Source organism: Pantoea sp. GD03673 (genome assembly GCF_029844725.1).
In the GTDB taxonomy this organism is placed as follows: Bacteria; Pseudomonadota; Gammaproteobacteria; order Enterobacterales; family Enterobacteriaceae; genus Pantoea.
In genome coordinates this window covers 241,446-256,088 of sequence record NZ_JAOCKJ010000001.1, presented here as the reverse complement: position 1 = coordinate 256,088, position 14,643 = coordinate 241,446, and the positions used below count along the sequence as shown (strand labels likewise).

Annotated in this window: 11 protein-coding genes; 4 read left to right on the top strand and 7 right to left on the bottom strand. The window is 56.5% G+C overall.

Annotated features, from left to right (window positions below; genetic code table 11):
• Positions 1 to 14: 14 nt before the first annotated feature.
• On the bottom strand, positions 15 to 2,372 hold the full coding sequence (locus N5J69_RS01225) for a membrane-bound PQQ-dependent dehydrogenase, glucose/quinate/shikimate family (RefSeq protein ID WP_279767558.1): 2,358 nt from the start codon (positions 2,370 to 2,372) through the stop codon (positions 15 to 17).
• A gap of 669 nt (positions 2,373 to 3,041) precedes the next feature.
• On the opposite strand from N5J69_RS01225, the gene N5J69_RS01220 reads away from it, so the two are divergent.
• Positions 3,042 to 4,040 carry a GT-D fold domain-containing glycosyltransferase gene (locus N5J69_RS01220; RefSeq protein ID WP_279767556.1) on the top strand — a complete coding sequence of 333 codons (999 nt, stop codon included), beginning with the start codon at positions 3,042 to 3,044 and terminating at the stop codon, positions 4,038 to 4,040.
• Between the two features lie 178 nt (positions 4,041 to 4,218).
• Positions 4,219 to 5,541: an MFS transporter gene (locus N5J69_RS01215; RefSeq protein ID WP_279767554.1), complete on the top strand. Its 1,323-nt coding sequence runs from the start codon at positions 4,219 to 4,221 to the stop codon at positions 5,539 to 5,541.
• A 112-nt stretch (positions 5,542 to 5,653) separates the two neighbouring features.
• Here N5J69_RS01215 and N5J69_RS01210 read toward each other — a convergent pair whose 3' ends face one another.
• Positions 5,654 to 7,084, bottom strand: a complete 1,431-nt coding sequence (locus N5J69_RS01210; protein WP_279767552.1) for a cytosine permease — start codon at positions 7,082 to 7,084, stop codon at positions 5,654 to 5,656.
• Between the two features lie 315 nt (positions 7,085 to 7,399).
• Positions 7,400 to 7,855, bottom strand: a complete 456-nt coding sequence (locus tag N5J69_RS01205; protein WP_279767550.1) for a helix-turn-helix domain-containing protein — start codon at positions 7,853 to 7,855, stop codon at positions 7,400 to 7,402.
• A 125-nt stretch (positions 7,856 to 7,980) separates the two neighbouring features.
• On the opposite strand from N5J69_RS01205, the gene N5J69_RS01200 reads away from it, so the two are divergent.
• Together N5J69_RS01200 and N5J69_RS01195 are read left to right on the top strand one after the other, a co-directional pair.
• Complete coding sequence (locus tag N5J69_RS01200; RefSeq protein ID WP_279767548.1) at positions 7,981 to 9,192, top strand: MFS transporter; 1,212 nt, start codon at positions 7,981 to 7,983, stop codon at positions 9,190 to 9,192.
• Positions 9,189 to 10,073 carry an EamA family transporter gene (locus N5J69_RS01195; RefSeq protein ID WP_279767545.1) on the top strand — a complete coding sequence of 295 codons (885 nt, stop codon included), beginning with the start codon at positions 9,189 to 9,191 and terminating at the stop codon, positions 10,071 to 10,073. Before N5J69_RS01200 ends, N5J69_RS01195 begins: the two co-directional genes overlap by 4 nt.
• 11 nt (positions 10,074 to 10,084) lie before the next feature.
• On the opposite strand, the gene N5J69_RS01190 is transcribed toward N5J69_RS01195, so the two are convergent.
• The 4 genes from N5J69_RS01190 to N5J69_RS01175 all read right to left on the bottom strand — a co-directional run bounded on the left by N5J69_RS01190 (position 10,085) and on the right by N5J69_RS01175 (position 14,352).
• Positions 10,085 to 10,717 carry a DapH/DapD/GlmU-related protein gene (locus tag N5J69_RS01190; RefSeq protein WP_279767543.1) on the bottom strand — a complete coding sequence of 211 codons (633 nt, stop codon included), beginning with the start codon at positions 10,715 to 10,717 and terminating at the stop codon, positions 10,085 to 10,087.
• A 631-nt stretch (positions 10,718 to 11,348) separates the two neighbouring features.
• Positions 11,349 to 12,650, bottom strand: a complete 1,302-nt coding sequence (locus N5J69_RS01185; protein WP_279767541.1) for a sorbosone dehydrogenase family protein — start codon at positions 12,648 to 12,650, stop codon at positions 11,349 to 11,351.
• 12 nt (positions 12,651 to 12,662) lie between these two features.
• Positions 12,663 to 13,070, bottom strand: a complete 408-nt coding sequence (locus N5J69_RS01180) for a DUF2231 domain-containing protein (protein WP_279767539.1) — start codon at positions 13,068 to 13,070, stop codon at positions 12,663 to 12,665.
• Between the two features lie 166 nt (positions 13,071 to 13,236).
• Positions 13,237 to 14,352, bottom strand: coding sequence for an ABC transporter substrate-binding protein (locus N5J69_RS01175; protein WP_279767537.1), 1,116 nt, complete (start codon positions 14,350 to 14,352; stop codon positions 13,237 to 13,239).
• Positions 14,353 to 14,643: the final 291 nt, after the last annotated feature.

Here is a 14,643-nt window from a genome sequence, read left to right as displayed (position 1 = left end):
GCGCTCAGCATGACTTATTTCAGACGGAACGCGACAACGCTGTCGCCTGGGGTGGTGCCAAGCGAGCCGTGGCCGCCTGCGGCGATCACCACATACTGCTTACCATCTTTGCCCATAAAGGTGGATGGCGTGGCCTGCGCACCCGCACTCAGTTCAGTCTGCCACAGCAGTTCGCCAGTGGTGCTGTCATACGCCCGGAAGAAGTTATCTGCCGTTGCGCCGTGGAACACCAGATCACCCGCAGTCAGCAGCGGTCCGCCGTGCGCCACCATACCCATCGGGAAACCGAGCGGGAAGCGGCCTGGCAGGAAGCTGGTCTTCAGGTTTTTGGTGGTGCCGACGCGACGCAGCCATTGGGTTTTGCCGGTGGTGAGATCCACACCCACCATACGACCCCACGGTGGCGCGATGCAGGGGATCCCCAGACCCGACGCCATTTGCTGAATGTGGATAGCGTAATCCCCGTGGAAGTTCTCGTTCCAGTACGGCGTGCCATCTTTGGTGAAGGTACGCTGGGTTTCCGTTTCCGGCGTGCGTCTGATGAGGTTGTATTTGTACGCGAGGCGCACCGGTGCCGCAATCAGCATCTGACGCTGTGGGTCAACGGCCACGGAACCCCAGTTGAACACCCCGATATTGCCCGGGAAGATCAGGGAGCCTTTCTCCGTTGGCGGCGTCCACGGGTTACCGTCATACCGCAGCTCACGGAGGGTGGTACGGCACGCCATCTGATCAAACGGCGTAATGCCCCACATCGACTTCTCCGTCAGCGGCTGCGGAATGAAGTTCAGGCTGGAGACCGGCTGGGTCGCCGCATACTGCTCACCTTTAATCCCATCCGTAGAGACCTTAACCTGCTCTACCGGGTAAACCGGTTCACCGGTCAGGCGGTTCAGCACAAACAGGTTGCCGGTTTTGGTCGGCAGGATCACCGCCGGTTGCGGTTTGCCCTGATAGTTGATGTCCACCAGCGACGGCTGTGACGGGTTATCGCGATCCCACAGGTCGTGGTTCGAACTCTGATAACGCCATTTGAAGGCACCGGTTTTCAGATCCAGTGCCACCAGCGCATCACGGAATTTTTCGGTGTTGCTGGCAGGATCGCGTTCAATACCGACTTCATCCGGTGAGGCGTTACCAAATGGCACATAGACCAGACCGTTTTTCAAATCGGCGCTCAGGGTGGCCCAGGCGACCGGCGTATCCTGCGGGTAGGTTGCCCCTGTAGCGATCGGTGCGGTGTTATCGGGATTCGCCGGATCGAAGTTCCACACCAGACGCCCGGTGACGGCATCATAAGCACGGATCACACCCGATGGGTTACCGCTGTTGAAGCCGTTATCCATCACCGAACCGCCAACAATCACCAGATTGCCAGCCACCAGAGGCGCGGCAGTCTGCATCAGCGCGTGCGGACGCACGTCACCCATGCTGGTGCGCAGGTTCACGACACCATTGTCACCAAAGTCAGCACAGGGTTTACCGGTGTCGGCATCCAGCGCCAGCAGGCGGGCATCGGTCGTTGCATTGAAGATACGCTTGCGGCAGAGAGCCGGTGATGCGCCCGTCTGCTGCTGCGCCTGCTGACCGGCATCAAAGTAGCTCACGCCACGGCAGGTCTGATGCTGCTGCAGATAAGAGCGGTTTTTATCCGGCATCGTTTTCCACTTCACCGCACCGGTTTCCGGGTCAAGGGCATGAACCTCGTTGTGCGGTGTACAGAAATAAAGCATACCGTTGGCTTTCAGCGGCGTCGCTTCAAAGGTGTATTCGGTTGCATCATCACCCTGACGCAGATCGCCGGTGTGATAGGTCCAGGCGACTTCCAGATCTTTCACGTTCTCTTTAGTGATCTGCTTCAGCGCTGAAAAACGCTGTCCATCTGCGGTTCCGCCATAGGCGCGCCACTCTTCAGCAGCACCGCCGGTCGCAGAGGCGTTGCGCGGCGTATTAATGGTGCCCTGTTGCGGCAGCGGATCGTAAAAGCAGAGGCCAATGACCAGCAGCACCATCAGCACCACGGAGCCGCCAAGGAAAGGATGGAAGCGACGCTGCCCCTGATAGAGAGGACGTACCACCCACGGCAGTGCGAGCCAGACGCCCAGCACACCAAACAGGTCGCCACGTGGGATCCACTGCCATTTATCGAAGCCCACTTCCCAGATTGTCCAGAACAGCGTGACCCACATCAGCAGCGCGTAGAGCGTCAGCGCACTGCGTTTGTTCATCATCAGCAGAATTGCGCTGAGCAGTACGCCCACGCCCATCAGCGCATAGAACGCGCTGCCGCCTGCAAGCAGAAGTTGTCCTCCCATGTAAATCAGGGCAATAGCAAATATCGCCATGATTATACTGGTTATTTTATTGATCATGATCCATCCTCGGGTCATTAGCGGTAATCAGAAAGTTAAGCCAGAAACATAAACTCAACGATATTTTAACTTACGTGTGAAATATGTAAAAACGTGTACAGACGTAACCCATTAAAAATATTTATTAAACATATTGAATACAGCGGCTCTGAAGCCGCTTTTTTTACTTTCCTAAGGGGTAAATACGCGATATCCATCACAAAAAGTTAACCATAGGCCGACAGTTACCGCACCTTTTGTTCAAAGGCGAACAAATAACAGGCCAGCCGCGCTTCTTTAACGCCAGCCTGATTTCGATCAAAGAAGGATAATGAGTGTCAAATAATAATAATGGTTTGCACGCTCTGCTCTGCAACAACTCTTAATGCCAGAATCAGGAAACTTAGCGCCCTGTTGTTTTTAACCTTCCGGTTATCAGTGCTCATGCGGTTTTAAGGGTTTTCAGATTATTAATAATGGCCGTTGACTTTACTCTGCCCCTATTTTTTTAACGCTGCCTTCAAAAAGGAATAGATTAATAATGGAAAGGATTCTGACGATGAAAACGATTTCAGATATTCCGTAGCCTGACGCCACTTTTATCTGTGATATATATCATCACTCTTATTTTATATTCATCCGGCCAGCAGGCGGGATTTTCTCTGGCAGCAATAACCAGGCAGGTTAACTATGTCCGCACTCAACGCTATTTATCGCAAGTTTCGTTTCCCGTTTAAATTTATTAATGCGGCCATTCGCTACCCTGCTGCACAGGCACGGGTAAAGCGTTATTCCGTCATGTCGATAGAAGAAACTATCGATCTGCTATTACGTAACCCGCAATTATCGCTGGCCCGTTACGGCGACGGGGAGCTGGAAATGACCTGGTATAAAAATATTGGTTTTCAGCCCTTTGACCCAAAACTGTCGGCAAGGCTCAAGGCGCTGCTGCAGCAGGAACCCCAGCACAACCCGAACTGCCTGATTTGCCTGCCGGATGCCTTTCGCACAACCCGCAATATGCGGCGTGGATCGGCCCTGTTCTGGTTCTTCCATAAATCATTTTACTTTAAACATTATGATGCTCTGCTGAATAATCAGTACCAGTATGGAAATACCTCCGTTACCCGCCCCTATCACGATTATAAAGCCAAACACTTATCACAGACGATATTCGACAAATTTAAACAGCTTTATCAGGGTCGCCGGGTTTTAATTGTTGAAGGCAGTGGTACCCGTCTGGGATTAGGCAATAATTTACTGGAGGGAGCCAGCGAAATTAAACGCATCACGACACTGAACCGTAATGCTTTTTCCGTTTATGATCGTCTCTTTGATACGGTATTAGCGAATGCAGTCAACTTTGATCTGGTCTTGATTTCATTAGGGCCGACGGCAACCGTCCTGGCCTATGATTTGAGTCAGCGTGGAATTCGCTGCATCGACAGCGGCCATGTGGATATTGAATATGAGTGGATGCTGGCCAGTGCCACCCGTAAAGTAAAAGTGGAAGGGAAAAACGTCAATGAAGCGGGCGTGCTGCTGAGTGAACAGACCACGGTCGCCGATGCGACGTATCAGCAGCAGATTTTGCAGCACATCGGCGAAATGCCGGAAGATCACCCAGCAGCTGAAACCCGGGTTCTCCCGCTGCCCCACGTCAGCACCAGCCATCATAACGCCGCCTGAGGTTCCCCATCGACAGGCAACGACTGCACCGCATTGATGCGCAGGCGAATAATTAGCGGGCTCATTGAGCCCCTGAGCAGCCCGCAGCCGCTGTCAGCCCAGGTTTTGCCGGATGCCCCTCGTTTCCGGCATTAATCTTGCTTCGGCTCTCCTGAGACATTTAATCAGGAGACGTGAGATGACATCCAGCCGTTACCGTTACACCATTTTTTCACTGCTGTTCCTGATCGCGCTGATCAACTACATCGATCGCGGCGCGCTGTCGTTCGCGGCCAACGCTATTGCGGCGGAGTACCACTTCAGCAAAGTCCAGCTTGGCGCAGTGCTGGGGTATTTTGGCTTTGGCTATCTGTTTGGTTCGCTGTGTGGCGGTTTTCTTGCCGACCGTATCGGCACGAAAAAGGTCTGGCTGCTGGCTGGCGTGCTCTGGTCGCTGCTGGAGATCGCCACCGCCTGGGCCGGTGAACTGGGCATGGCGCTGTTTGGCGGCTCTGCCATTATGGGGTTTGCTGCCCTGCGGATACTGTTTGGATTTTCCGAAGGCCCGGCCTATGCACTGATGAATAAGGCGATTGCCCACTGGGCACCCGATAACGAACGCGGCTTTGCGCTGGGCATCGGCCTGCTCTCTACCCAGGTTGGGGCGCTGCTGACCGCCCCCATTGCGGTGGGCCTGCTGCTGCTGACTCACGACTGGCGCATGATGTTTATCCTGCTCGGGGTTTTCTCCCTGCTGGCGATGGCGCTGTTTGCCCGCACCTTCAGCGACAGCCCGGAAACGAGCCCCCACACCAGCGAAGCCGAACGGTTGCTGATTCAGCGCGGTCAGCGTCGCAGCGCAGGCGACAGCCGTTCACTGCCCTGGTGGCGCTTTTTTACCAGCCGCACGCTGGTCTGCAACGCGCTGGGCTACTTCTCCTTCCTCTACATCACCTTTACCCTGGTGACCTGGATGCCGAAGTATCTGCAGGATAATTTTCATTACGACCTGCACTCGCTGTGGTACGTGGCGATGATCCCGTGGAGCGGTGCCTGCATCACGGTACTGCTGGGCGGGCGTATTGCCGATGCCCTGCTGGCCCGCTTCCGTAATCTGCGGCTGGCGCGCAATCTGTTTGCGGCGGTCACGCTGTGCGGCACCGCCTGCTGCTTCATGGCCATTCCCCATGTGCAGTCAGCCGCCGGGATTATTGCGCTGATGACGCTGGGCAATGCGCTGAATGCGCTGGTAAATAATGTCTACTGGTCGGTGGTGATTGATGTCACCCCGAAAGCCTCGGTCGGCACCTTCAGCGGCATGACACTGGCGATTGCGAATCTGGCGGCGATCATCTCTCCGATGCTCTGTGGCTGGCTGGCGGAATATTACGGCTACAACGCCATGTTTACCGTTACCGCACTGATCGCCTTCGGCAGCATGCTGGCGATGACGCTGCTGCAGCCGGAAAAACCGCTGGTCGCCGAGGCGCAGACCGGCGCAGCGGACGTTTCAGCGGCATGATCTCATGCCCTGTCACGACAGAACCGGCAGCTGCCTCGCACACGGGCGATCCGCCCTCCGGGAAGCCTGACAGCCCCTGAATAAAAGCCGCCTCCAGGCGGCTTTTTCCTTGTTATACCGCGTCATAAACGGACTGCACGGGTTTGCCACGGCGATCCCAGCGGCTGGCGATAAGCCATAACAGTGCCGTCGCCAGCCAGCCGATAATCCACGAGACATCATTTCCGGCAAACATCCAGGTCAGTGAGCCGTGGTGCAGAGGGTTGTCGATAAAAGGCAGTTGCACCGCGACCCCCAGAAAGTAGACAGCAATGCCTGTCAGGTTCCAGCGTCCATAACGTCCGTCCGGCTGCGACAGTGCGGGAACATCAACCCGGCCTTTGGTGATCAGATAGAAATCGGTCAGGCTGATTGCGCTCCAGGGCACAAAGAAAGCCAGCAGAAAGAGCAGGAAGTGGGTAAAGGATTTGAGAAAGGCCGGTTCACTGAGCAGAGCAATAACGCAGGCCAGAGTCACCATCAGCACCACAAACAGAATGCGTGCCCCCCGGCTCAGCGTGGTTTGCTGGCGGAAGCCAGAGACGATGGTCGTCAGTGACATAAAACTGCCGTAGGCATTCAGCGTGGTAAACGTGATTTTTCCAAAGCAAATCGCGAAATAAATCACCATAGCCATGGTCGCAGTGCTGCCCATGCTCACGATGTAACCGACCTCATTGCCTGCAAACGCACTTCCGGCAATGGCCGCAACAATCACGCCCAGCGTCATCGAGGCCTGCGTGCCCAGTACGGTGCCAAAAAAGACCGCGCTGAACAGCTTCTTCGCGGAGACGTCTGCGGGCAGATAGCGTGAATAATCCGAGACATAAGGACAGAAGGCAATTTGCCAGGAGGAAGACAGGGAGACGGCCAGCAGGAAATTTGCCAGGGTAAAGTGCTGGTTTTGCCACACCGCAGATAAGTCATGCGCAGAGAACAGCGTGATAAACAGATAAGCAAAAGCTAAAACGCCAATGATGCTCGCCAGCTTCCCTAACTGGTGGATCACGCGATACCCCAGCACCGCAATGATCACGATAAGGGCGCTGAACAAAATCATCCCGGCTGAATGACTGACATGGATAAGTTTAGCCAGCGCCTGCCCCGCCAGCACTGTCCCGCTGGCTGAGAACCCCACATACATAATGCAGACCAGCACAAGCGGAATCACGGCCCCAAACACACCAAACTGCATACGGCTGGTAATCATCTGCGGTAAGCCGAGGCGCGGTCCCTGAATAGCATGCAAAGACATGATCGCTGCACCCAGAATCTGCCCCACCAGTAACCCGATGAGCGACCATACAACGTCTCCTCCGAGAACTACGGCCAGCGCACCCGTAACAATGGCCGTGATTTGCAGGTTGCCACCGAACCAGAGCGTGAACTGGCTGAAGGGATGACCGTGCCGTTCGCGCAACGGGATGTAATCAATGGAACGGGTTTCTGAGAGGCGCTGTTTCTCTGCGCCTGAATACTCTGCTACAGATGGTTTGACCGACATAGATTCCTCGCTGAACCAGTGAGAGACGCATTAATTGAAAGAGTGATCTGCCAGAACTGCGGTTGAAGAGACATGTCTATACAATTGGCAATGGTGTCATGCGCTCCGGGAACTTACAAGGCAACCCGTCATTGGAAAATGTGATGATACCGGCCGTTTCGTTTTACTGCGGATCAGTCAGATAAGAGCGCGTGCGGCGCGGTTTTTGAGGAAAACGGCATTATAGCGAGGCGTAAATCGGGCGTGATGCCATCTCCGAACACCGCAAGCGATGATCGGTGATGTCAGGCTCAGAAAGCACCCAGAAGGAAAGACTTAACCTTCGGCGACTACCCGCTGACGATGACAGTCGGCAGGGCCAAGTTTTTGCCCCGTTGAGGAGTACACTTCCAGGCGCGGCAGCGGCTTCCCTTCGGCATTATCCAGCAGGACCGAGTGCGTTTCGCCCTTCTCAAACAGATAACGCTCACCCCACTGACGCATGGCCACCACAACCGGAAACAGCGAACGGCCTCGCTCGGTCAGGACATATTCGCTGTAGGCACTGCCATCGGAGGCGGGTGCAATCGCAAGCACGCCCGTCTCCACCAGCTGCTTCAGGCGCGACGCCAGGATATTTTTCGCCAGCCCTAAATTGCGCTGAAAATCACTAAATCTGCGGACGTCATCAAAAGCTTCCCGCACGATCATCATGCACCAGCGTTCACCTATCGTTTCCAGAGTTCGGGCAACCGGACACTCACTGGTCCTCAGGGATTCCTGCTTAGCCATGCTCTTTTCTCACTTTACCTGTCACAGAGTGTCAGCTTAACCACCCGGAAAAGAAGTTGCAAAAAAAAACCTCTGCTGCTAATTGTATTGCCAATCCAGTTTCAAATAAAAACCAGAGTGCTAACATGAATACGACAATTGGCAGGGTTCGCAAGTCAGACACCGATTCGCCCCCCGGCGCGACGCCAGCGCTTACGCCCCGGATGATCTTTTTGTTTTCACTCACCTCGGCACTGGCGGTCGCCAACGTTTACTCCGCTCAGCCGTTGCTGGAATCAATCGCCGACAGCCTGCAGGTTTCACCCGGCAGCATCGGTACGGTGGTAACCGCCACGCAGACCGGTTATGCCATCGGGCTGATCGTTCTGGTGCCGCTGGGCGACTGCGTGAACCGCAAAAAACTGGTGATGACCCAGCTGCTGCTTTCCGTGCTGGCGCTGACAGTTGCGGCTTTCGCCCCCGATCTGATCACGCTGCTGGGTGCCATGCTGCTGGTGGGATTCATGGCGGTAGTGACGCAGCTGATGGTGGCCTGGGCCGCCATGCTGGCGTCGCCAGAACAGCGCGGACAGGTGGTGGGCAGCGTGACCAGCGGCATCGTCATCGGCATCCTGCTGGCACGTTTTGTTGCCGGGATAATAGCTGACGTGGCGGGCTGGCGCGGGGTCTATCTGACGGCCGCCAGCCTGCTACTGCTGATCTCGCTGGTACTGGCAAACGCGCTGCCCGCCACCGCCGGTACGACGCAGCGCACATCCTATCCGCAGCTGTTCATGTCGGTTTTGCGGCTTTTCCTCACGGAACCGCAACTGCGCCGACGCGGTATCCTGGCGCTGCTGATTTTTGCGGCCTTCAGTATGCTCTGGTCCTCAATGGTCCTGCCGCTGACCGCCCTGTCACTTTCACACACCCGAATCGGGTTGTTCGGACTGGCGGGCCTGGCCGGTGCGCTGGCGGCCGCCCGGGCAGGTGGATCGGCTGATCGGGGCCGGGGGCAGCGAGCCACCGGTCTGGCGCTGGCGCTGCTGACCGTCGCCTGGCTGCCAATAGCCGCGCTGCAAAGCTCACTGTTGTTGCTGGTGTTGGGGGTGATCCTGCTCGACTTTGCTGTTCAGACGGTCCACGTGATTAACCAAAGCCTGATCGTGGCTGCCCGGCCTGAGGCGGCCAGTCGTCTGATCGGTGCCTACATGTGCTTTTACTCGCTGGGCAGTGCGCTGGGGGCCATCGCCGCAACTCAGCTTTACGTCCACGGGGGATGGCACGCCGTCTGTTATGCCGGAGCTGCGGTCAGTGCCTCTGCCTTTCTTTGCTGGTACGGAGCACGTCACGTATGAAACGTTCTCATCTGTTACTCGCCGTGCTGATCACCGCCATCTGGGGCGTTAACTTTTCTGTTATCAGGCTCGGGCTGCACGCGGTCGATCCGTTTATCCTGGCGGGCATCCGCTTTACGCTCTGCGCCCTGCCCGCGCTGTTCTTTATCCGGAAACCGGACGTGCCGTGGCGCTATCTGATCAGCTATGGCCTGGTCTTCGGGATCGGTCTGTGGGGGCTGGTAAATCTGGGAATTAAAACCGGGCTGTCGGCGGGCATCGCCTCGCTGCTGTTGCAGTTCAGCGCCTTTTTCACCCTGCTGCTGGGAAGCCGGGTATTCAAAGAGCGCCTTAGCCGCTATCAGATCGCCGGTTTTTTGCTGGCCTGCGCGGGTCTGCTCAGCATATTTTCCATCACCGATGGCTCGGTGACGTTCTCCGGGCTGCTGCTGGTGCTGGCGGGAGCGATAGCCTGGAGCATCGCTAACATCATCAGCAAAAAAGCCGCCACCCGGCAGGTGTTTGCGTTTCTGGTCTGGTCGAGCGCCTTTGCGCCAGTCCCGCTTTTCCTGCTCGACGGGCTGGTCAATGGCAGCGCGGGCTATCACGCGCTGTTCACCCAGCTGGATGCAAAGGCTCTATTTTCGATACTGTTTCAGGTCTATCCCAACACCCTGCTGGGCTACTGGGTGTGGAACTGGCTGCTGAAACAGTATCCGGTCTCCACGGTAGCACCGCTGTCGCTGCTGGTGCCGGTTTTCGGCATTCTGGGATCGGTGGCGATATTTGACGAAACCCTTTCAGCGCCGAAACTCGTTGCCCTGCTGCTGATCGTCGCCGGGCTGGTGGTGGGACTCTACGGGCATCGGGTCGTGCGCGTTATCGGCGTGCGAACCGGCTGACGCCGTTAGGGTTATTCACCGTGCCGCTGGCAGAACTGTTCGATGTCGCCGTGCTGAAAGTCGGGCAGATTCGCCAGCAGTTTCTCCAGCGGCCAGTTCCACCAGGCAATGCGCTGCAGGCGGGCGACAATCGCAGGGGTAAACCGCATCCGCAGCGGCCGGGCCGGAACACCGCCCACCACGCTGTAGGGGGCGACATCTCTGGTCACCACTGCGCCCGCTGCCAGCACTGCGCCATCACCGATCGTAACGCCGGGCAGCACAATCACCCCATGCCCGATCCAGACATCGTTTCCTGTCACCACCCGATCGGCACGACGGGCAGCAAAAAAGCCCTGATCGCGGCGGGCGTCGGGGTGGTAATACTCCGGGCAGTAGGTAAAGCGATGCTGCGAGGCGCGGTCCATCGGGTGATTCGGCGCGCCGATCCGCACATAATTGGCAATGGCGCAGAAGCGCCCGACCTGCGTGTCGGCCAGACAGCAGTACTCGCCGACATAAGAAAAGTCACCCAGCTCGCTGTATTCCAGCGTGCTGTGCGCCAGAATCTCACACTGCTGACCCACGGTGGTTTCCCGCATCCGCACACTCTCATCAATCCAGGTGTGCGCTAATCGCGCGGGCATAACGGCGGCTATGGACATATGACTCCCGGTCAGGATACGCAACGCCCCGGCGGCGTGCTTTTGTCGCCCCACCTTACCCGCCTTTAATGACAGCGAATTGACACAGAAAAAAGGCGGAGTGGTTAGCTCCGCCTTGTTTCAAGTTCCGGTAAACCTGCGTGACCGGTCAGTTGCATAAGGGCAACGATGATCTGCAAGATGACCCGGATAAGATCCAGAATCAGCTTAGTCAGTTCCATCACTTTCCTTCTCCTTTTTCAGGAGCGCGCTGTTCGGCAACCAGGGCTTTGACTCTACCCGCCGGGTGCCTAAGCACATCTTTGTGGAGAGGGCTGAGCGGCACTCATGGTTAAAGCCACAGGCCAGCACCACCTGATGCCTGCCGGGATTTTAAAACCGTGCCCCTGGGAGCGGCCAGTCGACAATGAGGCGATGCTCAACACCCAACACATGTATAAACATACAGTATTTTGGCGAAACTTGAAATCCTTAGCCGCACATTTTACAATCTTGTTTGTGGAGAGTGCTGAGCACCTCGTTCGCAGCGCGGTTACCAGCCGGGTAGCGAACAAAAAAATAAAGGATTTGGCGAGATGCCAAATCCTTTTTTTATGCCTGCTTTCCGGCGATAACAGAATGCGTGCAGAACTTACTTCGCGGCGCTGATACGCCAGACGGTGTTCCCTGCGTCGTCAGCAATCAGCACGCCGCCCTGTTTATCGCTGGCGAGACCGACCGGCAATCCACGCACCTGCTTTTCATCGTCCGTCAGGAAGCCCGAGACCACCGTCTGCGGCTGCCCCACCGGCTTGCCGTTTTCAAACTTCACCCACACCACTTTGTAGCCATTCAGCGGCGTCCGGTTCCAGCTGCCATGCTCGCTGATAAACGCGCCGCCACGGTATTGCGGCATGTTATCACCCCCGTAAAACAGCAGGCCCAGCGGGGCGACATGCGAGCTGAGGGCATAATCCGGCCTGATCGCCTTCTCAACCAGGTCAGGACGCTGCGGTTCGGCACGGGTATCAACATGCTGACCAAAGTAGCTGTAAGGCCAGCCGTAGAAGCCTTTCTCCTGCACCGAGGTCATGTAGTCAGGCACCAGATCGGAGCCGATTTCATCACGCTCGTTAACGATGGCCCACAGTTTGCCACTCTGCGGCTCCCACTGTAAGCCGGTCGGATTGCGCAGTCCGCTGGCATAAATACGGCTGGCACCGCTGGCCGCATCCACTTCCAGTACCGCCGCACGGCGATACTCTGCGCCAATGCCGTTTTCGGTGACGTTACTGTTAGAGCCGACACCCACGTAGAGCTTGCTGCCATCCGGGCTGGCTAACAGCGCTTTGGTCCAGTGGTGGTTAATCGGCCCACCCGGCAGTTCCGTCACCTCTTCAGGCGCGGTGCGGATCGCCGTCTCGCCTTCGCGGTAGGGGAATTTCACCAGGCTGTCAGCATTCGCAACGTAGAGCGTATTACCAATCAGCTGCATACCAAACGGCGAGTGCAGATTCTCAATAAAGCGATGCTGTTCCCATTTGCCATTAACGTTGCGCAGCAGCGTAATGCGATTGCCGCCTGCACCGCCCTTACCTGACGCTTTCTGCACAATGCCCATGATCAACTGTTTAGGCCGGGTGGTCGGTTTTGGCGGGCCGTTGGATTCCGCGACCAGCACATCGTTGTTCGGCAACACATAGACCTGACGCGGATGCTGCAGATTCTCAGCAATCTTTTCAATCTTCAGCCCGTCAGCCACTTTTGGCATCTCGCCCGCTTTCCAGGGCGTGCCCTCCGGCACCTGCATCGGCGGCATAAAGAAGTTCTGCGCCTGCGGCAGTTCGGGGTTCGGACCGATCTGCTTTTGCGGATCGACCAGCGCACCGTCATCACAGCCTGCCAGCATGGCAGTCAGGGTCAGCGCGAGCAGCGTTTTATGCGGTATCTTCATGATGGCTCCTCCTTAAGCGCTACGCTGACGTAACGCAAGTTGCACATTCGCCAGCAGCAGCAGCACGACCACCAGCGTTGAGAGCGTTACGCCCAGCGGGATCACAGCGGCGGCATCACGGCTGTGAATAAACGCATTGACGATAGCGATGATGATGGCCACCAGCCAGAGCCAGAAATGGGCCTTTTCCGCGCGGTCACTGCCGCGAAACTGATACACCAGCGCAATGAGACGCGGCACGATCGCCAGTATCAGTCCCAGCGCAATCAGCCAGCCTGCGGCATCCGTCCAGAACAGCACAAAGGTCTGGGTGTAGAGAATATCGAACAGCCAGGCCGCCACAAAAAAGCCCAGCGGCACCGGCTCCAGCAGAGCATACAGCGTCACGGCAAATGCCGATCTTCCCAGGGTATTGCGCATGTTTCTCTCCATTTTTCAACGTGAATGCGGACCGGGTCAGATGTCGCGCTGCTCAGCGTAACCGACCCCGCGCCTGTAAAAGATTAGTAAATCTGAAGAGAAACAGCGGGTTTATTCAGGAGGAATTGCACATCAGGCGGATGACGTCCCTGTCATCGCCGGTCAGTCAGGGCTTGTCAGCGGGTAACGTGACCCAGTAGCCTGGCTGGTAAGGCAGCGGCAGGAACTTCTCGTGGAATGCGCGGAAGGTGGCATCCGGATCGAGATCGGCAAACAGATCGGGATGCAGCCATTTCGCCAGCGCCTGGATCGCCACAAACTGATAGGGGCTGTCGTAGAACTGATGCCAGATGGCGTGGACGTTGCCGTTGTGCGCCACTGGCAGGGTTTTGAAGGCATCGCGCATCATCAGGGCTTTAAGACGCGCGGTGGCGTCGGTGGCGTTGGCACCCGGACCGACGCCGACCCATTTGCCCACGGTGTTGTAGTTTTTCCAGTTAGCGCCGGTCACCACCACCACGTCCGGCTGACTGGCAATGATCTGCTCCGGATTCACCGTCCCGAAGGTGCCAGGAATCAGGTCTCTGGCGATGTTGCGGCCACCTGCAATTTCCACCATCTGACCAAAGTTCTCATTGCCAAACGACATGCAGCATTCGTCGCTGTAGCCGCCTGCACGGTCGATCATCACTTTCGGGCGATAGCCGGTGAAGTTCTTCAGGCGCGACGTGACAAGGTCAATCTGCTGCTGGCGGAAGGTGATAATCTCCTGCGCACGCGCCGGTTTGTTCACCAGTTCGCCCATGATGCGGATGCTTTTCTCCGCGTTAACCATCGGGGCTTCGCGGAAGTCGATAAACACCACCGGTACGCCAACGGCCTGCAGTTTTTCAATCAGCTTGCCCTCATCGGTGGCGGCTTTTGATTCCAGATTCATCAGCACCAGATCGGGCTTGAGGGTTAACGCCTGCTCAACGTTGAAAGTGCCATCTTTCGCGCCGCCAAAGGTCGGTAATTTTTTAATGTCGGGATAGCGTTTCTCATACGCCTGATAACCGTCCCAGTCCGCTTTCGGGAAGTCATCACGCCAGCCAATCACCCGTTTGAACGGGGCGTCGGTATCAAATGCCGCCAGCAGATACATCTGACGGCCTTCACCCAGAATGATGCGCTTTGCCTCCTGCGGCACCTCGACCTGACGGCCTGCAACATCGGTAATCATTTTGGCCGAAGCCGTCCCTGCCAGCGTGAGCAGCCCCAGCGCTAAAAACCATTTTTTCATGATGAAAACCCGCACAAATGATAATGAGAATTATTAATGTAAAGCGGCGTTACTATCACCTAAAAACAGGGTCAGGGGAAGTCATCCGGTTAAATGTTTTTTGCCGCAGCGTTAACAGGCTGAGTGGCTGCTAAAACGAACGCGACACGAGAGCAAAAACGCAGCGTGTCGCTGCTCACAAAACGGTCAGCTTTCGTGAATATGCTCACAACACCCTGGGCGACTGCACACATATTAGCCATTAATCGTATCGTTTTTTCCAGTGCGTTAATGAATTGTGAACGCTAGATT

What these genes read in the sequence shown, in the direction of transcription:
- N5J69_RS01205 (WP_279767550.1), bottom strand. Translation starts at nt 7,855, where the DNA reads ATGGCTAAGCAGGAATCCCTGAGGACCAGTGAGTGTCCGGTTGCCCGA.
- N5J69_RS01215 (WP_279767554.1), top strand. Translation starts at nt 4,219, where the DNA reads ATGACATCCAGCCGTTACCGTTACACCATTTTTTCACTGCTGTTCCTG.
- N5J69_RS01180 (WP_279767539.1), bottom strand. Translation starts at nt 13,070, where the DNA reads ATGCGCAATACCCTGGGAAGATCGGCATTTGCCGTGACGCTGTATGCT.
- N5J69_RS01190 (WP_279767543.1), bottom strand. Translation starts at nt 10,717, where the DNA reads ATGTCCATAGCCGCCGTTATGCCCGCGCGATTAGCGCACACCTGGATT.
- N5J69_RS01195 (WP_279767545.1), top strand. Translation starts at nt 9,189, where the DNA reads ATGAAACGTTCTCATCTGTTACTCGCCGTGCTGATCACCGCCATCTGG.
- N5J69_RS01210 (WP_279767552.1), bottom strand. Translation starts at nt 7,084, where the DNA reads ATGTCGGTCAAACCATCTGTAGCAGAGTATTCAGGCGCAGAGAAACAG.
- N5J69_RS01200 (WP_279767548.1), top strand. Translation starts at nt 7,981, where the DNA reads ATGAATACGACAATTGGCAGGGTTCGCAAGTCAGACACCGATTCGCCC.
- N5J69_RS01220 (WP_279767556.1), top strand. Translation starts at nt 3,042, where the DNA reads ATGTCCGCACTCAACGCTATTTATCGCAAGTTTCGTTTCCCGTTTAAA.
- N5J69_RS01225 (WP_279767558.1), bottom strand. Translation starts at nt 2,372, where the DNA reads ATGATCAATAAAATAACCAGTATAATCATGGCGATATTTGCTATTGCC.
- N5J69_RS01175 (WP_279767537.1), bottom strand. Translation starts at nt 14,352, where the DNA reads ATGAAAAAATGGTTTTTAGCGCTGGGGCTGCTCACGCTGGCAGGGACG.
- N5J69_RS01185 (WP_279767541.1), bottom strand. Translation starts at nt 12,650, where the DNA reads ATGAAGATACCGCATAAAACGCTGCTCGCGCTGACCCTGACTGCCATG.